Consider the following 22,104-nt stretch of genomic DNA (forward strand, 5'->3'; position numbering starts at 1 on the left):
CGCCCGCACCGGGCCGGTGCTCTACTCGAAGGATGACGGAGACGGCGAGTTCGCTGCGGCTGGGCGTCGGCGAGAGCGCGCGGCGGCCGGACGCGGTGCTCAAGGTGACGGGCGAGTTCGCCTACGCCTCTGACCTGTGGCTCGAAGGCATGGTGTGGGGGGCGACGCTGCGCAGCCCGCACCCGTCGGCGTGGATCAGGTCCATCGACGTGGGACCGGCGCTGGCCGTCCCTGGCGTGCGCGCGGTCATGACGCACGAGGACGTGCCGGGCGAGAAGTTCTACGGGCTGGAGCGCAAGGACCAGCCGGTGCTCGCCGTCGACCAGGTCCGCTACCAGGGCGAGCCGGTGGCGCTGGTGGCCGCCGACCATCCGGAGACCGCGCGGCGGGCGGCGGACGCGATCGTGGTGGACTACGAGGTGCGCGAGGCCGTGACGGACCCGCGCCTGGCGACGGAGCTGGTGCGCCACCAGCCGGTGCGCACGGGCGAGGTGTTCGAGGCCGAGGTCGTGGTCAGCGGCGAGTACGAGGTCGGCATGCAGGACCAGGCGTTCCTCGGCCCGGAGTCGGGGCTGGCGGTGCCTGCCGAGGACGGGGGCGTCGACCTCTACATCGCCACCCAGTGGCTGCACGTGGACCGCGACCAGCTCGCCCCCTGCCTGGGGCTGCCGCCGGAGAAGGTGCGGCTGACGCTGGCCGGGGTCGGGGGCGCGTTCGGCGCCCGCGAGGACCTGTCGATGCAGGTGCACGCGTGCATGCTGGCGCTCCGGCTGAACCGTCCCGTCAAGATCGTGTACGGGCGCGAGGAGTCGTTCTTCGGCCACGTGCACCGCCATCCTGCGCGGATGCGGTACGAGCACGGCGCCACCCGCGACGGCCGGCTCGTCTACGTCAAGGCCGCCATCCTGCTGGACGGCGGCGCCTACTGCTCCTCCTCCCCCGCCGTGGTGGGCAACGCCGCCTCGCTCGGCGTGGGCCCGTACGAGGTGCCGAACGTGCTGGTGGAGGCCACCGGCGTCTACACCAACAACCCGCCGTGCGGCGCGATGCGCGGGTTCGGCGCGGTGCAGGCGTGTTACGCGTACGAGTCGCAGATGGACCGCCTGGCCGAGGCGTGCGGGCTGTCGCCGGTGGAGATCCGGCGGCGCAACGCGGTGTCGCAGGGCTCGGCGCTGATCACCGGGCAAGTGATCGACTCGCCGGCGCCGCTCGCCGACATGCTGCGCGAGCTGGAGTCGTTCCCGCTGCCGCCGCCCGCCGGCGACGACCTGCGCGGGCTGCCGGGCGGCGTGTCGCAGACCACGCACGGCGAGTCGGTGCGGCGCGGCGTCGGGTACGGGGTCGGGATCAAGAACATCTGCTTCTCGGAGGGGTTCGACGACTACTCCACGGCCCGGGTGCGGGCCGAGCTGGTCAACGGCGAGCCGCACGTCACCGTGCACACCGCGGCGGCCGAGGTGGGCCAGGGGCTGGTGACGATCCAGGCCCAGATCGCCCGCACCGAGCTGGGCGTGGAGCACGTGACGGTGGCGACCGCCGACACCTCGGTCGGGTCGGCCGGGTCGTCGTCGGCCTCGCGCCAGTCGTACGTGACGGGCGGCGCGGTGAAGGCGGCCTGCGAGGCGGTACGTGAGCGGTTCGGCGGGCTGCCCGTGCGGGAGGCGCTGGAGAAGTTCGGTCCCGTCGAGGAGACGCGGGAGTTCCGGCACCGGCCGACGTTCCCGCTGGACCCGCTCACCGGGCAGGGCGACTCGCACACCCAGCTCGCGCTCTGCGTGCACCGGGCGGTGGTGGACGTGGACCTGGAGCTGGGCCTGGTCAAGGTGGTCGAGCTGGCGGCCGTGCAGGACGTCGGTCGGATCCTGAACCCGCAGGCGCTGGAGGGCCAGATCCACGGCGGGTCGGCGCAGGGCCTCGGGCTGGCCCTGATGGAGGAGATCCAGGTCAGGGACGGCAGGGTGCTGAACCCGTCCTTCACCGACTACCTGATCCCCACCATTCTCGACATGCCGCCCATGACGATGAAAATCCTGGAAAATCCAGACCCTGCTGCCCCGTACGGATTGCGTGGCGCCGGTGAGCCCCCGACACTCTCCTCCACCCCCGCGATCGCGGCCGCGGTGCGCGCGGCGACCGGCCTGCGGTTGACGCGCGTTCCGATAAGACCCGAAGATATCGCCTTGGCCCACATCGGGGGCTGAACGACCACGGGGAGGACCCTTATGGCTGACGCACGCGAGGCGGCCAAGGCGGAGTTCGAGCGGTTCGACGCCGACGGCGACGGTCTGCTGACGACCGCCGAGATCAGGAAGGCCAACGAGGCCATGGGCGGCCTGGGCGCCTCGGAGGCGGAGATCGAGGCGTTCATCGAGGCCGCCGACCGCGACGGCGACGGCCGGATCGGGCTGGACGAGTTCGCCGCTCTGGTCGGCGGCGGCAGGCACGAGAAGGCATGATCGGTTCCCCCGCCGGGTAGGGCACCGGGCGATCCCCCGCGTCGCTGAAGGGGGATGCCGGTGCTCGACAGGTTCTTCGAGCTGTCCCGGCGGGGGAGCACCGTCGGCCGTGAGGTGCGCGGTGGTGTCACCACGTTCATGGCCATGGCGTACATCATCCTGCTCAACCCGATCATCCTCGCGGGCGCCCACGACGTCACCGGCGCCAAGCTGACCATCGCGCAGCTCACCACGTCGACCGCGCTGACCGCGGCGATCTCGACTCTGCTCATGGGCCTGGTCGGCAACGCGCCGCTGGCGCTGGCCGCGGGCCTGGGGCTGAACGCGGTGGTCGCCTACCAGGCCGCCCCGCACATGACCTGGCCTCAGGCGATGGGCCTGGTCGTGCTGGAAGGCGCGGTCATCATCGTGCTGGCCGTGAGCGGCCTGCGCGCGCTGATCATGAACTCGATCCCGCTGGCGCTCAAGCACGCCATCAGCGTCGGGATCGGGCTGTTCATCGCGCTGATCGGGCTGGTGGACTCCGGTTTCGTGACACGCGGCTCGGGCACGCCGGTGCAGCTCGGCACGACCGGCCACCTGACCGGATGGCCGGTAGCGGTGTTCTGCTTCGGGCTGCTGCTGATGATCGCCCTGTACGCGCGGCGCACGCCTGCGGCGATCCTGATCAGCATCGTGGTGACGGCGATCGTGGCGATCGTGGTGAACTCGGTGGCCACGGTCGACCAGGCCGACTGGGGGGTGGTGGCGCCGCGGGTGCCCGAGTCGGTGGTGTCGGCGCCGGACTTCGGGCTGGTCGGGCAGGTCGACGTGTTCGGCGGGTTCGTCACGGCGGGCGCGCTGACCGCGACCGTGGTGCTGTTCACGCTGGTGCTGTCGGGGTTCTTCGACGCGATGGGCACGATCATCGGCGTCAGCGACGAGGCCGGGCTCGTGGACGAGCGGGGGCGGGTGCCGCGGCTGGGCCGGATCCTCACCGTGGACGGCGTGGCCGCCATGATGGGCGGGGTGTCGAGTTCCTCGGCGAACACGGTGTTCGTGGAGTCGGCGGCGGGCGTCGGCGAGGGCGCGCGGACCGGCCTGGCGAGCCTGGTCACCGGGGCGCTGATGGCGCTGGCGCTGTTGTTCACCCCGCTGGCCGCGGTGGTGCCCGCGGCGGCGGCCGCGCCCGCGCTGGTGCTGGTCGGGGCGCTGATGATGATGCAGAGCAAGAACGTGCCGTGGGACGATCCGGATCTGGCGCTGCCGGCCTTCCTGACGATCGCGCTGATGCCGTTCACGTACTCGATCACCAACGGGGTGGGCGCCGGGGTGATCGTCTACACGCTGATCAAGGCGGCGCGGGGGAAGTTCGGCGAGATCCCGTGGCTGCTGTGGGTGGTGTCGCTGGTGTTCGCGGCCTACTTCGCGATCGACTGGGTGGGCGGGTTCTTCAGTTAGCGCAGGTCGCCGGAGTTGCAGGCGACGCCGTTGCCGTCGACGTCGGCGTACCACGCGTACTCCTCGTGCGTGCCCTTGGTGTAGGGGCCGAAGCCGGCGGCCGTGGCCTCCTGGCAGCTCGCGAACCGCTGGTCGGGGGTCCGGGTCCCGGTGCCCGTCGTCTGGCCGGTCCCGGCCGGGTCGCCGGTGCCGGTCGGATCGCCCGTGCCCGTGGGGTCACCGGTGCCGGCCGGGTCACCCGTGCCGGCGGGGTCACCCGTGCCGGCGGGGTCACCCGTACCGGCCGGATCGGTGGAGGCGGGCGGCGAGGAGGGCGGGGCGGCGTCGCCGAGCACGCGGGTGGCCAGCGCCTCGGCCTCCTGCTGGGTCATCCCCGCGATGCTCAGGCTGTCGCCGTCCATGCCCTGGGTCACGATGGGCGCGGCCAGGACCGTGCGCGGCACCAGCACGACGGCGATCTGCCGCTGGTCGGACACCTGCTCGTCGATGAGGTCGACGAGCTTCTGCTTGTACGCGGGAGCGACCGCGATGCGCACCGAGTAGGTGCCGTCACGACCGCGGACCGCCTCGACGGCCTGCACGGCGTTGACCGTGACGCCGTCCTCCAGCAGGTAGCAGGTGGTCTGCGTGTCGTCGAGCGCCGCCTCCTCGCCGGGGCACGGCGCGGCCTTGGTCTCGCGCACGGGGGCGAAGTGGATCGGCGTGGACAGCCGCTGCGGCGGGGCGCCGCCGAGGAGCGGGGCGTCGGGCGTCCGGGTCATCAGGACGGCGACGGTGCCGAGCACGCCGGCGATGAGCACGATCAGGACGAGCGAGACGATCAATATGACGGTGGTGACCTTGCTGGCCCTCGGCGGCCCCGGATCCGCTGCCTTGGGCGGCTCTTCCGCCTTGTCCATCGTCGACGTCCCCATCCTGACTACGGGCTGCGGTGAGCTTATCGAGGACCGGTCGGTGCCGGGTAATCAGCCGAACATTTCTCGAGTTCGTGTTCAGAAGCCGGGGATGGAGAAAGAATTACGGCAACCGCGCGCCCGCCCGGGAAAGGGAGTGTCCTCATGAAGGTCGGTGTTCCCCGCGAGGTCAAGGACGGCGAGTACCGCGTGGCGCTCACCCCCGCGGGCGCCCACGAGCTCGTGCGCCACGGCCACCAGGTGTTCGTCGAGCGGGGCGCGGGCGCCGGCTCGTCGCTCCCCGACGAGGACTTCGAGGCGGTGGGCGCGGCCATCCTGCCGGACGCCGACGAGCTGTGGGCCGGGTGCGAGCTGATACTCAAGGTCAAGGAGCCGGTCCGCGAGGAGTACCACCGGATGCGCAAGGGCCAGGTGCTGTTCACGTACCTGCACCTCGCGGCCTCGCCGGCGTGCACGAAGGCGATGCTCGACGCGGGCGTCACCGGCATCGCGTACGAGACGGTGCAGACGCCCGGCGGCGGGCTGCCGCTGCTCGCCCCGATGTCGGAGGTGGCGGGCAGGCTCGCCCCGCAGGTGGGCGCGTACCATCTGATGCGCTCGCGGGGCGGCAGGGGCGTGCTCATGGGCGGCGTGTCCGGCGTGCGGGCCGCGCACGTGGTGGTCATCGGCGCGGGCGTGTCGGGCATGAACGCGGCCGCGATCGCCCTCGGCATGCAGGCCGAGGTGCTGCTGCTGGACAAGAACGTCGACAAGCTCCGCCAGGCCGACCTGATCTACCAGGGCCACTGCCAGACGGTGGCCTCGAACACGCTGGAGATCGAGCGGGCGGTGCTGGAGGCGGACCTCGTCATCGGCGCCGTGCTGGTGCCCGGGGCCAGGGCTCCGAAGCTGGTGCCGGACGAGCTGGTCGCGCGGATGAAGCCGGGCTCGGTGCTGGTCGACATCTCCATCGACCAGGGCGGCTGCTTCGAGGGCTCGCGTCCCACCACGCACGCCGACCCGACCTACGGGGTGCACGACTCCGTCTTCTACTGCGTGGCCAACATGCCGGGCGCGGTGCCGCACACCTCGACGTTCGCGCTGACGAACGTGACGCTCCCGTACGCGCTCGCGATCGCGGACCTCGGCTGGGCCGCGGCGCTGCGCGGGGACCCGGCGCTGGCGCTCGGCCTGAGCACCCACGAGGGCCACCTGACCAGCCGCCCGGTCGCGCAGGCGCACCGCCTGGAGTGGACGCCCCCGCAGGAGGTGCTCAGCTAGCCTCCAGCAGCGCCTTCAGATGCGCGTTGCGCCGCACGATCAGCGCCTCCATGTAGCGCCCCAGCACCACCGCCTCGGCCACCCGCCCGAGGACGCCCAGCGGCGCCGCGAACTCCACCGCGTCACGCATGACCGTGCCCCCGCCGCCGTCGTCGGCGAAGCGGTGCTCGTGCCGCCACCTCCGGAACGGCCCGGCGACCTGCTCGTCCACGAAGAACACGGGAGCGTCGTAGGCGCTGATCACCGAGGTCATCCGCCACGCGACCCCGAAGTGCCTGGCCCGCCACGTGACCTGGTCGCCGGGGCCCATCCGCCCCGACGTCACCCCGCCCACGGCCCGCTCCCCCGAGCCCGCCATGGACGCCATGTGGGCCTCCACGGACAGCGACTCCTCGAACACCCGGCGGGGAGCCGCCCGGATCAGCGTCACCACGTCGAACCGGATCACCCGCCCATCCTGCAACGCGAAAGGCCCGGCGGTCGAGGCCGGGCCTTTCGGGAGGATCGGGTTACTGCTGGGACTGCGACGGCTGCGGAGAGGCCGTGTCCATCGGGGTCTGGCTCTGGCCCGTGGGCTCCGGCGGGAGGGGGGCCTGGTCGGCGGTGGTGACGATGGCGTCGGGGCCGCCGCAGGTCGCGCCCGGCTCTGGCGTGTCCGCGCCGTTCTGGTAGCGCTTGATGAACGCGCCCAGCTTCGGGTCGTCAGGGTTGTCGAACTTGTGCTGGTGGTTCCAGGTGCTGGCCACGATCGGCGCCGGGAGTCCCTCGAACGGGCTCATCAGCATGTAGTCCTGCTGACCGGTGCTGGTGGCCACGTCCTTCAGCTTCGCGATCTGGTCGGCGGGCAGGTCGGGACGGTAGGTGATCCAGACCGCGCCGTGCTCCAGCGAGTGGACGGCGTGCTCGCTGTGGATGGGCTTGTCGTAGATGTCGCACTGCTGCCAGTAGTTGTTGTGCTCACCGCCCACGGGCGGGGTCTCCTTGTACGCGACCTTGTTCCAGACATGCTGGCCACCGTCGTACTTGACGCTCACCACGGCGTCGAGCGACGTCTCGCGCGCCTGCTTCACCAGATAGAAGCCCACCACACCGACGAGCAGGACGATGACCAGACCGCCTGTCCCCCACATCAGGAATGCGGTGCGGCGTTCTTTGCGCTGCTGCTCGGCGCGCATCCTCTGCAGATGCTCCCGCCGCGCCTGCGCCTTCTCCTTTGTCATCGTTCCTCCATCGGCGAACCAACAGGGGTCACTTTATGCCCTCCGGGCGTATGCGGAGAATAAGAGCGTTGTAAGCGTCCGATCACGACCCGCGCGTGGCGATGGGTACGCTGGACAACGCCATGGAAAAGCCCGCTCGTAACTCAATGTTCGCCGTCGTCGCCGTGCTGGTTCTCGTCGCGGCGGCGGCGCTGCTCCTCTTCGGCGGCCGGGGCACCCCCGGCGACAACTCCGCCGAGGCCGGTTTCGCCCGCGACATGGCGACCCATCACGCCCAGGCCGTCGACATGTCGTTCACCATCAGGGACAAGAGCCAGTCCCGGGAGATCAGGTCCCTGGCGTTCGACATCATCAACACCCAGGCCAACCAGCGCGGCATGTTCCTGGGCTGGCTGCAGCAGTGGGGCCTGACGCAGGCGACCGACATGCGGTCGATGGCGTGGATGAGCGGCCACGCCCACGCCTCCTCGGCGCGGCCCGGAGATCCGATGCCCGGCATGGCGTCCGCCGAGGAGCTGGCCAAGCTCCGCGAGCTGGAGGGCACCGAGGCCGAGGTGCTGTTCCTGCAGCTGATGATCCGCCATCACGAGGGCGGGGTGGAGATGGCCGAAGGCGTGCTCCGGCTGTCCGGCCGGGACGAGGTGACCGGCATGGCCCGCAAGATCGTCACCGGGCAGCAGGGCGAGATCAAGCTGATGACCGACATGCTCCGCCACCGCGACGCGCAGCCGTTCCCCTCGATCCTCGACTGACCTCTCGCGGGCCCCGCTTCGGGGTACCTGAACACGGCAGGGGACTCGGGTCCGATGAGCGGGGGGCGGGCGGGTGAGCGTTGACGCGGTCGTGGTGGGGTCGGGGCCGAACGGGCTGGTCGCGGCGGTCAAGCTGGCCGAGGCCGGGCGGCGGGTGCTGCTGCTGGAGGCGGCCGACGCGTTCGGCGGCGGGCTGCGGTCGGCGGAGCTGACGCTGCCGGGCCTGGTCCACGACGTGGGCGCGACCGTGATGGCGATGGCGCTGGCCTCCCCCGCCCTGCGCGACCTGAAGCTGAAGGGCGTCGAGTACGCCCACCCGCCGCTGCCCGCCGCCCACCCGCTGGACGACCGTCCCGCCGTGCTCGTGCACCGTGACGCCGGCCGTACCGCGGCGGGGCTGGGACGCGACGCGGCGGCCTGGCGGGCGACGGCGGGAGCGGCGGCGAGAGCCGGGTTCCCGCTGGTGGACCTGCTGCTGCGACCGCTCGGGCCGTGGCCGGCGGGGCTGGCGCGGCCGTCCGCCCTGGTCGCGGCGGCCCGGTTCGGCGCGGCGGCTGCGCTGCCCGCGACGACGCTGGGGCGGCTGGCGTTCCGCACCGTGGAGGGGCGCGCGGTGCTGGCGGGCATGGCCGCGCACTCCCTGCTCGACCTGCGGGCGCCGATCACGAGCGGCTACGGGCTCATGCTCGCGGCCACGGCCCACCTGGTCGGCTGGCCGGTGGTGAAGGGCGGCTCGCAGCGGCTGGCCGACGCCCTGGTGGCGCGGCTGCGCGAGCTGGGCGGCGAGGCGGTGACCGGCCACCGGGTGCGGCGGCTGGCCGAGCTCGACGCGGAGACGGTGGTGCTCGACGTGTCGCCGCGCCAGTTCCTCGGGATGGCCGACCTGCCGCCTGCTTACCGCGACCGGCTGGCCCGGTTCCGCCACGGGCCGGGGGTGTTCAAGCTGGACTGGGCGCTGGACGGGCCGGTGCCGTGGCGCGACCCGGCGGTGGCGGGGGCGGGCACCCTCCATCTGGGCGGCACGATGGAGGAGATCGCGCTGAGCGAGGCGGAGACGGCCGCCGGCCGCCACTCCCCCAGGCCGTACGTGCTGCTGGTGCAGCCGTACGCGGCGGATCCGACGCGGGGCGGGCACACGCTGTGGGCCTACTGTCATGTCCCCAACGGCTCGACCGTGGACATGACAGCCCCGATCGAGGCGCAGATCGAGCGGTACGCGCCGGGCTTCCGCGAGCGGGTGCTGGCCCGTCACGCGATGGGGCCGGCCGAGCTGGAGGCGGCCAACCCCAACCTGGTCGGCGGCGACATCGGCGGCGGGCTGGCGAGCCTGGGCCAGTTCCTGAAGCGGCCGGTGTGGTCGCCCGCGCCCTGGCGCACCCCGCTGCGAGGGGTGTTCCTCTGCTCGGCCTCGACCCCGCCGGGGCCCGGCGTGCACGGGGTGGGCGGCTGGCAGGCCGCCCGCCTCGCGCTCCGCTGACGTGCCGTGGCCGGGCTCAGGCGCCGAGTTCCTCCGCGAGTGCGGCGGCGAAGGCGTCGACGTCGTCCTCGGTGGTGTCCCAGGCGCACATCCAGCGCACCTCGCCGGTGGACTCGTCCCAGGTGTAGAAGCGGAAGCGCTTCTGCAGCCGGGCGGTGACGTCCTTCGGCAGGATCGCGAAGACCGCGTTGGCCTCGACCGGGCGCGGCACCTCGACGCCGGGCAGGTCCCTGACGGCCTCGGCGAGCCGCCGTCCCATGGCGTTGGCCCGGCGCGCGTTGCGCAGCCACAGGTCGTCCGTGAGCAGCGCCTCGAACTGCGCCGAGACGAACCGCATCTTGGACGACAGCTGCATGAACGTCTTGCGGATGTAGTCGACGCCGGTGGCCGCCCCGGGGTTGAGCACCACGACCGCTTCCCCGTACAGCAGCCCGATCTTCGTGCCGCCGAAGGAGAGCACGTCGACGCCGGCGTCGGTGGTGAGCGCCCGCAGCGGCACGTCGAGCGCGGCGGCGGCGTTGGTGAGGCGGGAGCCGTCGAGGTGGACGAGCAGGCCGAGGTCGTGCGCGTGCGCGCAGATCGCGGCGATCTCGCCGGGGGTGTAGACGGTGCCGAGCTCGGTGGTGTTGGAGATGGACACCACCTTGGGCTGGGCGCGGTGCACGTCGCCGAACCCCCACGCCTGCCGGTCGATCAGCTCGGGGGTGAGCTTGCCGTCGGGCGTGGGGACGGTCAGCAGCTTGATGCCGCCGGCGACCTCGGGGGCGCCGCCCTCGTCGGTGTTGATGTGGGCGGTCTCGGCGCAGACGACCGCCTCCCAGTGGGCGGTCATCGCGCGCAGCGAGACGACGTTGGCGGCGGTGCCGTTGAAGACCGGCCAGGCCCGCGCCGTGTCGCCGAAGTGTCGCCGGAAGACCTCCTGCAGCGCCTCGGTGTAGACGTCGTCGCCGTAGGAGGTCTGGTGGCCCCCGTTGGCGTCGGCGATGGCCTGGAGGATCTCCGGGTGCACTCCGGCGTAGTTGTCGCTGGCGAAGCCCTTGAGCCGGGGGTCGTGCCGGACGGTCACGTGGTGAGGTCCAATCTGGTGCCGTTGAGCTGGGTGGCGGGCTGGTCGTAGAGGCGGCCGATCGCCTCGGCGAGGTCGCGCACGTCGGTGAACCCGGCGAACGCCGCCTTCGGCTTGGCCGCCCGCATGGCGTCGTTGACCAGGGCCTTGACAACGAGGATGACGGCCGCGGACGAGGTGTCGCGCAGCGCGTCGGCCAGCGAGAGGGTCCACGCCTCGGCGGCGGCCTTGGCCGCGGCGTAGGGGGCACCGCCGGCGGTGGGACGCTGGGCGGCCTTCGCGGAGACGATCACGAACCGGCCGTTCGCGCTCTTGCGCAGGAGCGGCTCGAAGGCCAGCGAGACGTGCTGGAGGGTGCGGACGAGCAGGTCGTGCAGCGTGTCCCAGTCGGCGAGGTCGATCTCGCCGAAGGTGGACGCGCCGCGCCAGCCGCCGACGAGGTGGACGACGCCGTCGACGTGGCCGTGCTCGGCCTCGACGCGGGCGGCGAGGGCCTCGACGGCGGCGCGGTCGAGCAGGTCGACGTCATGCTTGTCGACGCCGATCACGGTGTGGCCCTGCTTGGCGAAGTGTTCGCGGACGGCGGCGCCGGTGGGGCCGGCGGCCCCCGTGACCAGAATGATCATGCCCTGATCCCCCTCGTCGACTCGACCACATCGGCCAGCTTACGGCGCAGCGCCTCGTAGAACATGCTCAGGGGGAACTCGTCGGGGAGCACCGCGTCCACCTTCGCCTTCTGCTCAGCCGGCAGCGCGTCGGCGCCCCTGGCCCAGAGGGAGGAGGGGTCGGGCGCGACGTAGGCGCTCACCAGCTCGTGCGCGGCCAGCCAGTGGGCGACCTTGGAGCGGTCGATGCTGTCGCGGTAGAGCTTCTCCACCTCGCCGCGCAGGTCGGCGACGCCGCCGGCGACCCGGTCCCAGTCGACGGACAGGCGGTTGTCGGTCCACCGCACGATGTCGTTGCGGTGCAGGTAGGCGAAGAGCAGCTGGCCGCCGAGCCCGTCGTAGTTGCGCACCCGGGGGCCGGTGATCGGGAACCGGAACAGCCGGTCGAACAGGATCGCGTGCTGGACGTACCGGGCGTGCGGCACGCCCCGCCGCTCCAGCTTGACGGCCTCGCCGAACGCGGTCAGGTCGCAGCGCAGCTCCTCCAGCGCGTACAGCCAGTACGGCATCCGCTGCTTGATCATGAACGGGTCGAACGGCAGGTCGCCGTGGCTGTGGGTGCGGTCGTGCACGAGGTCCCACAGCACGAACGTGTCCTGGGCGAGCCGCTGCGAGGCGAGCAGGCGGGCGGCGTCCGGCGGCAGGTCGAGCTTGAGCGTGTCGACGGCGGCCCTGGACACCCGGCGGAACCGGGCGGACTCGCGGTCGGCGAAGATGCCGCCCCAGGTGAAGCGGGCGGGCGCCTGCCGGACCGCGACCGTCTCGGGGAAGAGCACGGCCGAGTGGGTGTCGTAGCCGGAGGTGAAGTCCTCGAACGCGATCGGCACGAACATGGGGTTGTCGTAGCCGCCGGCCTCCAGCTCGGCCAGCCAGTCCGGCCAGATCGTACGGATCCAGACGGCCTCCAGGTTGCGGTCGGGGTTGCCGTTCTGGGTGTACATGGGGAACACGACGAGGTGTTCGAGGCCGTCGACGCGCTGGGTGTCGGGGTGGAAGCGGTCGAGCGAGGCGAGGAAGTCGGGCACGCCGAGGTCCTGCCCGGCCCACCGGGCGAGGTCGTCCTGGACGGCTTCGAGGTACGCGGCGTCGTGCGGGAAGTGCGGCGCCAGCTCGCCCACCTTGGCGGCGACGGCGGCGACCAGCTCCTTGGCCCGGCCCTTCTCCTCCGGCACCGATCCGTCCTTGACCTGGAGCGGCCGCAGCTCCTCGACCAGGGCCTTGAGCTCGCCGAACAGCGCGGCCTTGGGACCGGACCCGGCCGCGTCGGCCGGCGCGTCGGCCGGCACGCGGGCGGCCCAGGTGATGACGTTGCCCCACAGCGTGCGGTGGTCGTAGTCGTCGATGGAGTCGTCGCCGAACAGGTCGGAGTCGGCGAACACGACGACCCTGCCCTGCCCGTACGGGAGCGCCACGGCCAGCGGCGCGCCCGCCGGGTCCGCGTCAGGGGAGGTGGCGAACAGGACGGTGGCGTCCTCGGCCGCTAGCACGCCGGAGCGGTAGAAGCAGGCGGCCTTGACCCCGGCGAGCAGCCCGTCGCCGGTGGCGGGCGGGGCGACGACCCAGGAGGCGACGCCGCGGTGGGCGTGGCGCGGGTCGCGCACGGTGGTGTGCTGGACGGTCACGCCGAAGCGGGCGAGCAGCTCGGCCAGGTTGTTGCCGTACTTGTCCTGCTCCTCCTCGGCCAGCACGACGAGCCCGCCGCCCTCGGCGACGAAGTCACGCACGGCGTCCAGCTCCCGCGGGGAGAGCAGCGGGCCGCCCCCGCCGGTGGTGCGCTCCCAGCGCTCGCCCGCCGGGTGGGCGATGACCAGCACGTCGTGGTCGCGGAGCGTTCCAGGGTCGAGCGGGCCCTCGGCGTGGGCGGTCACCGTGTGGCCGAGGTGGCGCAGCAGCTCGGCGGCGCGGGCGTAGCTGGAGTCGTCGGGGTGTGTGGGGTTCACGGCCTCGGCGATCTCGCGCCGGATGGTCCACGACTCGCTGTGGGCCTCGTCGAACAGCACCCTGGGGAACGCGTGCATGAAATATCTCCTGTCGCTACCGCCTTATGACGAAAAATATACACATACGACCCGAATCCCCCGCCAAACCCTCTCGCATGCTGAGATCAGGCCGCGGTGCCGGGCCGTACCACGCCCGACTCGTACGCGAACACGACCGCCTGCGCCCGGTCGCGCAGGGCCAGCTTCATGAGCACCCGCGCCACGTGCGTCTTGACCGTGGCCTCGCCCACGTACAGCTGCCCGGCGATCTCGGCGTTGGTGAGCCCGCGGGCGAGCAGGCGCAGCACCTCCAGCTCGCGCGGCGTCAGCTCCGACAGCCTGGGCGACGGCGTCGGCTCCGACCGGCCCGCGAACGAGGCGATCACCCGGCTGGTGACGGCCGGGTCGAGCAGCGCGTCACCGGCGTGCACGATGCGGATGGCCTCGATGAGCTGCTCCGGCGGCGACACCTTCAGCAGGAACCCGCTGGTGCCGGCGCGCAGCGCCGCCCACAGGTTCTCGTCGGTGTCGAACGTCGTCAGCGTGATGACCTTCGGCGGCGACGGGGTCTCGAGCAGTTCCCTGGTCGCGCTCAGCCCGTCGAGGCGCGGCATGGAGATGTCCATCAGCACGATGTCCGGCCTGACGCGCCGGGCCACGGCGATGGCCTCACGGCCGTCGGCGGCCTCGCCGACGACCTCCATGCCCGGGTCGCTCTCCACGACCATGCGCAGCCCTGCCCTGACCATCGCCTGGTCGTCCACGATCACGATTTTGATGCCCACAGCTTCCGAAGGGTAAAGGTCGCGGGAGCTCGTGAACAGCCGCCGAACAGGCAGGTCAAGCCGTACGCAAGTCAGGTGCAAGCGGATGGTCAGGAGACCTGCACGCTCTGGCGCACCCGCACCTGGGTCTCGTCGTCGCAGCGGTGCTGCGCGCAGAAGTACAGGACCAGGACCGGCTTGGGGCGGTGGGCGATGACGTAGCTGACGAAGCCCAGCTGGTTGCCGCTGTTGCGGTCGCGCAGGGTGCCGTCGTAGCGGGTCGCGTCGCTGTTGCCCGCCCGGTCGGGCACCGGCGCCGTCACCTGGACCTCGCCCGGCAGCAGGCCCTCCATCATGGCCTTCATCTCTTCACGGGAGGCGCCCGGGTCGAGCGTGTCGGACACCTGGACGTACACGCCCACGGCGTTCTCCGGGTCGCCGGTGATGACCTTGTTCACCTGCGACCAGTCGGCGCTGGCGCCGGAGACGAACATCGACTCGAACTCGGCGGCCCGCGGCGAGGCGATCGCGAACAGGTCGGCGTGCGTGCGGGCGGTCCAGCCGGCCGGGTACTCGAAGGTGACCGGGGCGGCGGCGGTGTCCTGGAAACGCGTCCACGACTCGCCGCGCTGCATGAAGACGATCATCACGACCAGCGCCAGCGCGGCGACCGCCGCGGTGAGGGTGGCCGCGACGATGGGCAGCCTGCCGGGGCGGCGCGCGGGGCGCGCGGACACGCCGGTCCCCGGGCCCGTCGCCGGCCCGCTGCTGCCGGGTCCGGTGTGCGGCCCCTCCCCGTAACCGTACGGGGAGCCGGGATGGGGCCCGGAGTGCGGGCCGGAACCGGGACCCGTGCCGGGACCGGAGTGCGGGCCGGAACCAGGACCGGGACCGTAGTGCGCGCCCGGACCGGGGCCGACGCCGACGGGCCGCGCGCCCGAGTGCGGGCCGGAGTGGGGACCCGAATGGGGACCCGAATGGGGACCCGAGTGCGGGCCGGAGTGGGGACCGGAGCCGTAGCCGGTGCCCGGGCCGGTGCGGGGGCCGGTGAAGGCGCCCGAGTCGGCGGGCGAGCCGGTGATCGCCTCGCGCAGCGCCACGATGAACGCCGCGCAGGACGGGAAGCGCTGCTCGGGCGCCTTGGCCAGGGCCCGCATCATCACCCCGTCGACCTCCAGCGGCAGCTCAGGCCGCAGCTGCGTCAGCGGCACCGGCTGCTCGGCCAGGTGCGCCCACAGCAGCGCGATGTCGTTGTCGCGCTGGAACGGCAGCCGCCCCGACAGCCCTTCGTACACCACGCACGCCAGGGCGTACTGGTCGGCCCGGCCGTCGATGTGCTCCTTGTTGATCTGCTCGGGCGACATGTAGCGGGGTGTGCCGATGAACTGGTCGGTCTGCGTCAGCCCGGAGATCGACGTGCGGTGCTTGGTGATGCCGAAGTCGGTGAGGTAGACGTGGTCGGCGGCCAGCAGGATGTTGGCCGGTTTCACGTCGCGGTGGATCAGGTCGTGCGCGTGCGCGGTGTCGAGGGCGGCGGCCACCTGGGCGAAGATCCTGGTGCCCTGGTCGAGCGGCAGCGGACCCCGGTCGTAGATGAGCCGGCGCAGGTCGAGCCCGTCGACGTAGCGCATCGCGATGTAGAGGACGCCGTCGGCGTCGGCGTTGGCCTCGTAGATGGGGATGATGTTGGGGTGCTCGATGCTGGCGACCGTGCGGGACTCCAGGATGAACCGCTGGCGGAACCGGTCGTCGACGCTCAGCACCGGGTTGAGGATCTTCAGGGCGACGCGGCGGCTCAGCCTCGGGTCCAGCGCCAGGTAGACGACGGCCATGCCGCCCTTGCCGATGATGTCCTCGACGTAGTAGCCGGCCACCTCCTGACCGATGAGCGCCCTGTCGTTCACGTGCATCACGACGTCTCGATGGGCTGGCCACAGTAGCCGCAGAACCGGTGCGCCTGGCCGAGCCGCATGCCGCAGGCCGTGCAGAACTTGACCGAGGACTCCTGCGCGGTCAGCACCTGCTGCTGCTGCTGCGGGACCGCCGTGAACTGCGGCGATCTGCGCACCATGACCGTCTGGTCGGCGCCCTCGTCGTACGCCTGCTGCGGGGGGACGAGCGGCGGGGCCTGCCCGTGGTCGTCGGCCCGGTCTCCGGCCCGGTGGCGCCGCCACAGCAGGAACGCGCCCACGGCCGCGGCGAGGAACAGCACGCTCGCCGCGACGATGAACGGCCACAGCGGCGGGCCGGAGGAGGCCGGCGCGACCGTCCGCTTGGTGCCCTCGTCCTCCGGGCCGCCCCGCTTGGCGAGCGCGACCTTGAGCAGGTCGGCGGCCACCACGTTGCCCGGGTAGAGCTCCAGGACGCGCTGGAAGCCCGGCGCGGCCTCGGTGTAGTACCTGGTGTGGTAGCGGGTCAGCGCCGCCTCGAAGGCGGCGTCGATCGCTCCCCTGCGCGCCGCGATGCCGGCCTTCGACAGGGTCGAGGTGATCTCCCGTACGCCGATCATCTTGGCTTCTTTGCCGCCGCCGATGAGCAGCCCGACGACGTGGCCGTCCTTGTCGCCGATGACGGGGGCGCCGGCCAGGCCGCGGTCGGCCAGGCCGCCCAGCTTGGCGGGCTCGTCGACCTTCTTGTCCGGGTCGCCGAACGGCCGGCCCTTCTCGCCGGCGCCGCCGCCCTTGCCCAGGTGGGCGATCTCGACGGTGGTCTGCACGTCGGGGCCGGGCCGGCCGAGGAAGCCGGCCACGCTGGTGGGCGCGCCCTGCTGGTCGGGCACCTGCTCGGCGAGCGGGGCGGTGGGCATGCCGACGCTGCCGACGGCGCGGGCGACGGGCATCAGCACGGCTGGAGCGTCGGGGCCGGAACCGGCCCGCACCAGCTCGGCCTTGAAGCCGTCGGTGTCGGCGGGCGAGACGTTCGGGAAGATCGTGATGTCGGTGGTGACGTCGATGATGCAGGTCGCGGTGGACCTCTTCGGCGGGTAGCAGTCCTTGAGGTGGCGGTCGAGTATCGGGTCGTCGTCCACCGAGTGGCGCTTGTCGTCCTGCGGGACCTTCACGTCGTGGTGCTCGGCGAAGACCTTGTTGGCCGCCCTTACGGCGACGTCCTCGTCGTCGGTCTTGACCACGCTGGTGAGCGTGACGATCGCGCCGTCGGGGTTGACGACGATGCCGGTGCCCTGGCCGATGGGGAAATCGTAGGAACGCTCCACGTGACGCAGCCGGCTGACGTGGTCGAGAAGCGTGATCTCGACGTGGGAGACCGCCTCGACGCGCACCACGGCGGGGGTCACCAGATCGGTGATGCCGCTGGGATGCTCGTGGGCCGTCGCGGGTATGGCGAGCAGGGCGACCGTCACCACGACACCGCCCGCCAGCACTGTGAGACGTGCCATCACCGCTCCCGCACGAAGGGTTAGAACCAGGGTCCCAATCACCTGTCGTAAGTCAATAGATCCGCGTATGAAGAAGCGGTTGCAGTACTTCCCCCGACGTATGAACCCCTCACGTGGCCCTATCGCGCGACAGCCGGGCGGCGTTACACCTTGTTCAAGATCAACTCAGCTCGGCCCCCGGCTTCCGGTAGCCGGGACGCCACGACACCGCGCCCTGCCTGACGGCGGCGTGGACGGCGCGGGCCAGCCGGGCGCCCCACTCGGAGCGGGGCCCGCAGAACAACTCCTGCGGGCCGGAGTCCGGCACGGCGAGGCAGACCGCGTCCGAGGCGGTGCCGGTGCACGGGTAGCCCGCCTCCAGCAGGGCCTGCGTCTTGGCCTCGGTCATCGTCATGACGGCGTTGACCAGGGCGGCGTCCGTCATCGCCACCGGCAGCGTGGCGACGATGTTGACGGTGCCGACCATCGGGGCCAGCTCCGGGTCGGCCGCGCCTTCGGGGGCCGCCGCCCAGGTCGGGACGCGTAACCCGACCGTGGCCACCGCCTCGGCCCCGCCGTCGGCGGCGCTGGTGTAGCGGTCGACGGAGGCCGCCGTCATCATGCCGACGCCGTCGCCGCCCGGCCCCAGCCCGGCCAGGTGGTCGACCGGGTCCATGCGCGCGTAGCCGGCCACGACCTGGGCGTTCAGCACCCATGTGCGCGGCCCGATGCCGCCGCCGAGCATCGCCGAGGAGATCATCCGCCAGCCCGGCCCGAACTCCCACAGCAGCGAACCGAGCCGGTCGCCGTCCTCGACGCGGTAGCCGAGCTTCACGTCTCTCCCCTGACCAGGTGCACGACGGGCCGCCCGCCGGGGCCCGGCTCGATCATGACACGGGCGTCGAAGTGCTCGCCGACGAGGGCGCCGGTGAGCACCTCGGCCGGTCTGCCCCGCGCCACGGACCGGCCGCCGGCCAGCAGCAGGAGCGTGTCGGCGTACTGGCCGGCGAGGGTCAGGTCGTGCAGCGTGGTGATCACGGTGAGGCCGTCGGCGGTCCTCAGCCGGTCCACCAGCTCCAGCACCTGCTGCTGGTGCCCGAGGTCGAGCGCGGTGGTGGGCTCGTCGAGCAGCAGTACCGGCGCCTGCTGGGCGAGCGCGCGGGCGAGCACCACCCGCTGCCGCTCGCCGCCGGACAGCTCGCCGACCCTGCGGGCGGCGAACCCGGTCAGTCCCAGCCGCGCCAGCACACCCGCGGTGATCTCCCGGTCCCTGCGGCTCTCCCGCCCGAAGTACGGGATGTACGGGGTACGGCCGAGCAGCGCGTAGTCGAAGACCGTCATGTCGGGCGGCAGCGCGGGGGTCTGCGGCGCGTAGGCGACCAGCCTGGCCCGCTCGCGCGGCTTGAGCCCGCTCCCCCGCCGGTCGTCGAGGACCACCTCGCCCCGGTGGGCGAGCACGCCCATGACGGCCTTCAGCAGCGTGGACTTGCCGGCGCCGTTGGGCCCGACGACCGCGAGCCACTCGCCCCGCGACACGTCGACGTCCACCCCGTCGAGCACCTCGCGCCCGCCGAGCCGTACCGACAGCCCCTTGACCCGGATCATGTGGCGGTCCCCCGCGTCATGCGCAGCACGGCCACGAAGAACGGCGCGCCCACGAACATGGTGACGACTCCGATCGGCAGCTCGGCGGGGGCGATGACGGTGCGCGCGAGCAGGTCGGCGAGGACCAGGAACGCGGCGCCGCCGATCAGCGACAGCGGCAGCACGCTGCGGTAGGAGCCGCCGGCCAGCCGGCGCACCGCGTGCGGCACGACGATGCCGACGAACCCGATCAGCCCGCTCACCGCCACCGCCGCGGCCGTGGCCAGGGAGGCGGCCAGCAGCACCACGAACCGGACCCGGGTGGCCCGCACGCCGAGCGCCCCGGCCTCCTCGTCGCCGACGGCCAGCACGTCGAGCATCCGCCCGTGCGCCAGCAGCACCGCCGCGGCGACGACCGCGTACGGCAGCACGAGCCGGACCTGCTCCCAGCCGCCGCCGACGTCGCCCAGGATCCAGGAGTAGACGCGCCGCAGCTCCTCCACCCCGAGCTGCTGCACGAACGTCTGGATCGCGGTGAGGAACGAGGTGACGGCCACCCCGGCCAGCACCAGCGTGGCCGTGCCACCGGTCCGGCCGGCGGCGCTGCCCAGCCCGTAGGCGAGGAACACGCCGCCGACCGCGCCCGCGAACGCCGCGACGGGGGTGGTGAGCGCGGACCCCGGCAGCAGCACGACGGCCACGGTCGTGGTCAGCCCTGCCCCCGCCGCGGCGCCCAGCAGGTAAGGGTCGGCCAGCGGGTTGCGGAAGACGCCCTGGTAGCCGGCTCCGGCCATGGCCAGCAGCCCGCCGACCACGGCCGCCAGCAGCACCCTGGGCAGCCGCAGCTCGTACAGCAGCCCCTGCTCGACGGGCGTCAGCCCGGCGTCGGCCGACACCAACGGCAGCCAGTCGGCCACCTGGAGGACGACCTGCCAGGGCGCGATGTCGGCGGCGCCGCCCAGCAGGCCGGCGATCATGACGACGGCCAGCAGCGCCAGCGCCCCGGCCAGCCACACCGGCCGGGCTCTGGCGGGCTTGACGTGCGCCACCGGGTCCCGCCCTTCGGTCCTCCCGGTGGCCTGCTCGGCGAGCACTATTCGGAGGCCGCCTTCGCGACCGCGTCACCGACGGTCCGCGCCAGGTCGGCGACGCGCGGCCCCCAGCGGGAGGCGATGTCGTCGTCGAGCTCGATCACCAGGTCGTTCTTGACGGCGGACAGGTTCTTCCAGCCGGGCCGCTTGGCGAGCGCCTCCTTGTTCTGCTGGCAGCACTTCACGTCCGCCAGGAAGATCAGGTCGGGGTCGGCCTGGGCGATGAACTCGGTGGACAGCTTGGGGTAGCCGCCCGCCGCGTCCGGGGCCTTGTCGGCGATGTTGGTGAGGCCGAAGATGGCGTAGATCTGGCCGATGAAGGTCGTGGACGTGGCCGCGTACGGGGTCTGGTCGAGCTCGTGGTAGTAGGTCAGGCCCTTGCCCTTGGGGGCGTCGGCGGCGAGCTGGTCCAGGGTGGTCCGCATGGTGGTGACCACCTCCTCGGCCTTCTCCAGGTTGCCTGTGGCCGCGCCGAGGTCGGTGATCTCGTCGTACGCCTCGTCGAGGGTCTTGGCGGACGGCTCCCACAGCACGGGGACGTTCAGCTTGGCCAGCCCGGCGATCACCTGGTCCATGTCGTCGGAGACCACGACCAGGTCGGGCTTCTGGGCGACGATGGCCTCGACGTTCGGCTTGAAGCCCGACAGGTCGGTCCTGGGGGCCTCGGGCGGGTAGTTCGACTGGTCGTCGACGGCGATCACCTGGGGGCCGGCGCCGATGGCGAACAGCGTCTCGGTGTGGGCGGCCGACAGGGAGACGATCCGCTCCGGCTTCTTCTCGATGGTGATCTCGCCGTTGGCGGCCTCCACCGTCACGGGGAAGCCGGCGCCGGCCTGTCTGGAGGAGGGCTGGCTGGTGGCGGGGGCGGAGGTGGCTGTCGTGCCGGTCTGGCCGCATGCGGCCAGGACGAGCGTTCCCAGCAGCGCGCCCGCGAGCGCCTTGCGTACGGGCCTCACGAGTAGTCCTTTCACACTGTCGGAACCGAGAGACCCGCGATGAGCGACGGATCACCCTTTTCCACGAGGGTTGATGACGTCACGCAGAGGCAGGCGACCTGGCTATGACAGTTGCGGGACAGCGCCGGACTCGCACCGGACTTCGCTGCAGCACTGCGCGTCGGACAAACGCTATCAATCCTCCTGGAGGCGCCCGCGTCAAGGGGTACGGAGCTGTGATTCCGCTTCTTCGAGCACCTCCTGGACGCGGAGGCCGCGGGCGGCGTCGAGCGGGTGGCCGCCGCCCTGCCGCACCGTCCTGGCGAACTCCTCGGCCACCCGGGGCAACGCGTCGCCGCCGCCGGACGCCAGCACCGCGACGCCCTTCCCGCCGTACACGGCCACGCTCGCGGGCGGCAGGTCTCCGACGGCGGCCTGGCTCAGCGACACCTCGCTGACCGCGCCGCCCTCGTGCTCCAGCAGCAGCCCCGCCCAGCGCAGCGGGTCGCCGTGCGCGCGCACCCCGGTGATCCGGCCGAGCGCGGCGTCCATCAGGTCCACCATGTGCGGCCCCGCGTCGAGCAGCGCCCCGCGTTCCAGCCGCCACGGGGTGGCGAACGGGTGGTCGCCGACGAGGGAGCCGGAGATGTTGGCGGCGTGCCCGCCGAACGGCTCGATCTCCCGGCACCGGTCCAGGAAGGCCCGGGTGCCGGCCGCGTACCGCAGGGTGAGCACCATCTGGCTCGGCACGCCCGACTCGGCGACCGCGTCGGCGACCCGCCGCGCGCTCTCCAGGGAGTCGCCGAGCGGCTTCTCCAGCAGCAGCGCCTTGCCCGCCCGCGCGGCCCGTACCGCCAGCTCGGCCTGGACCGCGGGCGGCACGCAGAACGCGACCGCCTCGCACGCGTCGAACAGTTCCTCCACCCGCTCGAACACGGGCGCGCCGAGCCGCGCGGCCGCCTCGGGCCTGCGCGCCCAGACCCCGGCGAGCCTGGTGTGCGGGCCGGCGGCCAGCATCGGCGCGTGCGCCATCTCCGCCCACGGGCCCGCCCCGACCAGACCGACCGCCACCGGCTCCATCGCGATCCCCTTTCGCACGATCATGAGTCGATTCGTGACCCTACT

Annotated in this window: 20 protein-coding genes; 6 read left to right on the forward strand and 14 right to left on the reverse strand. The window is 72.5% G+C overall.

Annotated elements, in window-relative coordinates:
• The first annotated feature begins 32 nt into the window (after window positions 1–32).
• The 3 genes from ABD999_RS17720 to ABD999_RS17730 are packed head-to-tail and all read left to right on the forward strand — an operon-like array spanning window position 33 to window position 3,896.
• Window positions 33–2,201 carry a xanthine dehydrogenase family protein molybdopterin-binding subunit gene (locus tag ABD999_RS17720; RefSeq protein WP_271276345.1) on the forward strand — a complete coding sequence of 723 codons (2,169 nt, stop codon included), beginning with the start codon at window positions 33–35 and terminating at the stop codon, window positions 2,199–2,201.
• A 21-nt stretch (window positions 2,202–2,222) separates the two neighbouring features.
• The gene (locus ABD999_RS17725; RefSeq protein WP_148032906.1) at window positions 2,223–2,456 is read left to right on the forward strand and encodes an EF-hand domain-containing protein; all 234 of its coding nucleotides are present in this window, start codon (window positions 2,223–2,225) and stop codon (window positions 2,454–2,456) included.
• Between the two features lie 54 nt (window positions 2,457–2,510).
• The gene (locus ABD999_RS17730; protein WP_271276346.1) at window positions 2,511–3,896 is read left to right on the forward strand and encodes an NCS2 family permease; all 1,386 of its coding nucleotides are present in this window, start codon (window positions 2,511–2,513) and stop codon (window positions 3,894–3,896) included.
• On the opposite strand, the gene ABD999_RS17735 is transcribed toward ABD999_RS17730, so the two are convergent.
• Entirely contained in the window at window positions 3,893–4,795 is a 903-nt protein-coding gene (locus tag ABD999_RS17735) for an excalibur calcium-binding domain-containing protein (RefSeq protein WP_271276347.1), read from the reverse strand. The two genes, ABD999_RS17730 and ABD999_RS17735, sit on opposite strands and share 4 nt — an antisense overlap.
• Before the next feature lie 159 nt (window positions 4,796–4,954).
• Between ABD999_RS17735 and ald the strand changes: the two genes are divergently transcribed.
• Window positions 4,955–6,070, forward strand: coding sequence for an alanine dehydrogenase (gene ald / locus ABD999_RS17740; RefSeq protein ID WP_271276348.1), 1,116 nt, complete (start codon window positions 4,955–4,957; stop codon window positions 6,068–6,070).
• Here ald and ABD999_RS17745 read toward each other — a convergent pair.
• Window positions 6,063–6,518, reverse strand: a complete 456-nt coding sequence (locus tag ABD999_RS17745) for an SRPBCC family protein (RefSeq protein ID WP_271276349.1) — start codon at window positions 6,516–6,518, stop codon at window positions 6,063–6,065. The genes ald and ABD999_RS17745 overlap by 8 nt on opposite strands.
• A gap of 61 nt (window positions 6,519–6,579) precedes the next feature.
• Complete coding sequence (locus tag ABD999_RS17750) at window positions 6,580–7,290, reverse strand: thioredoxin-like domain-containing protein (RefSeq protein WP_148032911.1); 711 nt, start codon at window positions 7,288–7,290, stop codon at window positions 6,580–6,582.
• A gap of 146 nt (window positions 7,291–7,436) precedes the next feature.
• On the opposite strand from ABD999_RS17750, the gene ABD999_RS17755 reads away from it, so the two are divergent.
• Complete coding sequence (locus tag ABD999_RS17755; RefSeq protein ID WP_148032912.1) at window positions 7,437–8,042, forward strand: DUF305 domain-containing protein; 606 nt, start codon at window positions 7,437–7,439, stop codon at window positions 8,040–8,042.
• A 73-nt stretch (window positions 8,043–8,115) separates the two neighbouring features.
• Complete coding sequence (locus ABD999_RS17760) at window positions 8,116–9,519, forward strand: phytoene desaturase family protein (RefSeq protein ID WP_271276350.1); 1,404 nt, start codon at window positions 8,116–8,118, stop codon at window positions 9,517–9,519.
• Window positions 9,520–9,535: 16 nt separating this feature from the next.
• Here ABD999_RS17760 and ABD999_RS17765 read toward each other — a convergent pair whose 3' ends face one another.
• The 11 genes from ABD999_RS17765 to ABD999_RS17815 all read right to left on the reverse strand — a co-directional run bounded on the left by ABD999_RS17765 (window position 9,536) and on the right by ABD999_RS17815 (window position 22,083).
• A complete protein-coding gene (locus ABD999_RS17765; RefSeq protein WP_148032914.1) occupies window positions 9,536–10,585 on the reverse strand; it encodes a threonine aldolase family protein in 1,050 nt (349 codons plus the stop codon).
• A complete protein-coding gene (locus ABD999_RS17770; protein ID WP_219544755.1) occupies window positions 10,582–11,211 on the reverse strand; it encodes an SDR family NAD(P)-dependent oxidoreductase in 630 nt (209 codons plus the stop codon). The genes ABD999_RS17765 and ABD999_RS17770 overlap by 4 nt, the downstream gene beginning before the upstream one ends.
• Complete coding sequence (locus ABD999_RS17775) at window positions 11,208–13,268, reverse strand: DUF6421 family protein (protein WP_271276351.1); 2,061 nt, start codon at window positions 13,266–13,268, stop codon at window positions 11,208–11,210. The genes ABD999_RS17770 and ABD999_RS17775 overlap by 4 nt, the downstream gene beginning before the upstream one ends.
• A gap of 86 nt (window positions 13,269–13,354) precedes the next feature.
• Entirely contained in the window at window positions 13,355–14,014 is a 660-nt protein-coding gene (locus ABD999_RS17780; protein WP_148032917.1) for a response regulator, read from the reverse strand.
• Between the two features lie 89 nt (window positions 14,015–14,103).
• The gene (locus ABD999_RS17785) at window positions 14,104–15,903 is read right to left on the reverse strand and encodes a serine/threonine protein kinase (RefSeq protein ID WP_219544757.1); all 1,800 of its coding nucleotides are present in this window, start codon (window positions 15,901–15,903) and stop codon (window positions 14,104–14,106) included.
• Window positions 15,903–17,390, reverse strand: a complete 1,488-nt coding sequence (locus ABD999_RS17790; RefSeq protein ID WP_271276352.1) for a tetratricopeptide repeat protein — start codon at window positions 17,388–17,390, stop codon at window positions 15,903–15,905. The genes ABD999_RS17785 and ABD999_RS17790 overlap by 1 nt, the downstream gene beginning before the upstream one ends.
• A 160-nt stretch (window positions 17,391–17,550) precedes the next feature.
• Entirely contained in the window at window positions 17,551–18,204 is a 654-nt protein-coding gene (locus tag ABD999_RS17795) for an adenosylcobinamide amidohydrolase (RefSeq protein ID WP_271276353.1), read from the reverse strand.
• The gene (locus ABD999_RS17800; protein WP_271276354.1) at window positions 18,201–18,974 is read right to left on the reverse strand and encodes an ABC transporter ATP-binding protein; all 774 of its coding nucleotides are present in this window, start codon (window positions 18,972–18,974) and stop codon (window positions 18,201–18,203) included. The genes ABD999_RS17795 and ABD999_RS17800 overlap by 4 nt, the downstream gene beginning before the upstream one ends.
• A complete protein-coding gene (locus tag ABD999_RS17805; protein WP_378525118.1) occupies window positions 18,971–20,002 on the reverse strand; it encodes a FecCD family ABC transporter permease in 1,032 nt (343 codons plus the stop codon). Before ABD999_RS17805 ends, ABD999_RS17800 begins: the two co-directional genes overlap by 4 nt.
• Window positions 20,003–20,046: 44 nt before the next feature.
• Complete coding sequence (locus ABD999_RS17810) at window positions 20,047–21,000, reverse strand: ABC transporter substrate-binding protein (protein ID WP_271276355.1); 954 nt, start codon at window positions 20,998–21,000, stop codon at window positions 20,047–20,049.
• Window positions 21,001–21,198: 198 nt separating this feature from the next.
• Complete coding sequence (locus ABD999_RS17815) at window positions 21,199–22,083, reverse strand: Gfo/Idh/MocA family protein (protein WP_271276356.1); 885 nt, start codon at window positions 22,081–22,083, stop codon at window positions 21,199–21,201.
• Window positions 22,084–22,104 lie beyond the last annotated feature (21 nt).

Source organism: Nonomuraea ferruginea (assembly GCF_039540635.1).
Classification (GTDB): domain Bacteria; phylum Actinomycetota; class Actinomycetes; order Streptosporangiales; family Streptosporangiaceae; genus Nonomuraea; species Nonomuraea ferruginea.

Excerpts from the sequence above, each read along its gene's own strand:
- ABD999_RS17720 (WP_271276345.1), top strand. The coding sequence starts at position 33 with ATGACGGAGACGGCGAGTTCGCTGCGGCTGGGCGTCGGCGAGAGCGCG.
- ABD999_RS17725 (WP_148032906.1), top strand. The coding sequence starts at position 2,223 with ATGGCTGACGCACGCGAGGCGGCCAAGGCGGAGTTCGAGCGGTTCGAC.
- ABD999_RS17730 (WP_271276346.1), top strand. The coding sequence starts at position 2,511 with ATGCCGGTGCTCGACAGGTTCTTCGAGCTGTCCCGGCGGGGGAGCACC.
- ABD999_RS17735 (WP_271276347.1), bottom strand. The coding sequence starts at position 4,795 with ATGGACAAGGCGGAAGAGCCGCCCAAGGCAGCGGATCCGGGGCCGCCG.
- ald (WP_271276348.1), top strand. The coding sequence starts at position 4,955 with ATGAAGGTCGGTGTTCCCCGCGAGGTCAAGGACGGCGAGTACCGCGTG.
- ABD999_RS17750 (WP_148032911.1), bottom strand. The coding sequence starts at position 7,290 with ATGACAAAGGAGAAGGCGCAGGCGCGGCGGGAGCATCTGCAGAGGATG.
- ABD999_RS17755 (WP_148032912.1), top strand. The coding sequence starts at position 7,437 with ATGTTCGCCGTCGTCGCCGTGCTGGTTCTCGTCGCGGCGGCGGCGCTG.
- ABD999_RS17770 (WP_219544755.1), bottom strand. The coding sequence starts at position 11,211 with ATGATCATTCTGGTCACGGGGGCCGCCGGCCCCACCGGCGCCGCCGTC.
- ABD999_RS17775 (WP_271276351.1), bottom strand. The coding sequence starts at position 13,268 with ATGCACGCGTTCCCCAGGGTGCTGTTCGACGAGGCCCACAGCGAGTCG.
- ABD999_RS17785 (WP_219544757.1), bottom strand. The coding sequence starts at position 15,903 with ATGCACGTGAACGACAGGGCGCTCATCGGTCAGGAGGTGGCCGGCTAC.
- ABD999_RS17790 (WP_271276352.1), bottom strand. The coding sequence starts at position 17,390 with ATGGCACGTCTCACAGTGCTGGCGGGCGGTGTCGTGGTGACGGTCGCC.
- ABD999_RS17800 (WP_271276354.1), bottom strand. The coding sequence starts at position 18,974 with ATGATCCGGGTCAAGGGGCTGTCGGTACGGCTCGGCGGGCGCGAGGTG.
- ABD999_RS17815 (WP_271276356.1), bottom strand. The coding sequence starts at position 22,083 with ATGATCGTGCGAAAGGGGATCGCGATGGAGCCGGTGGCGGTCGGTCTG.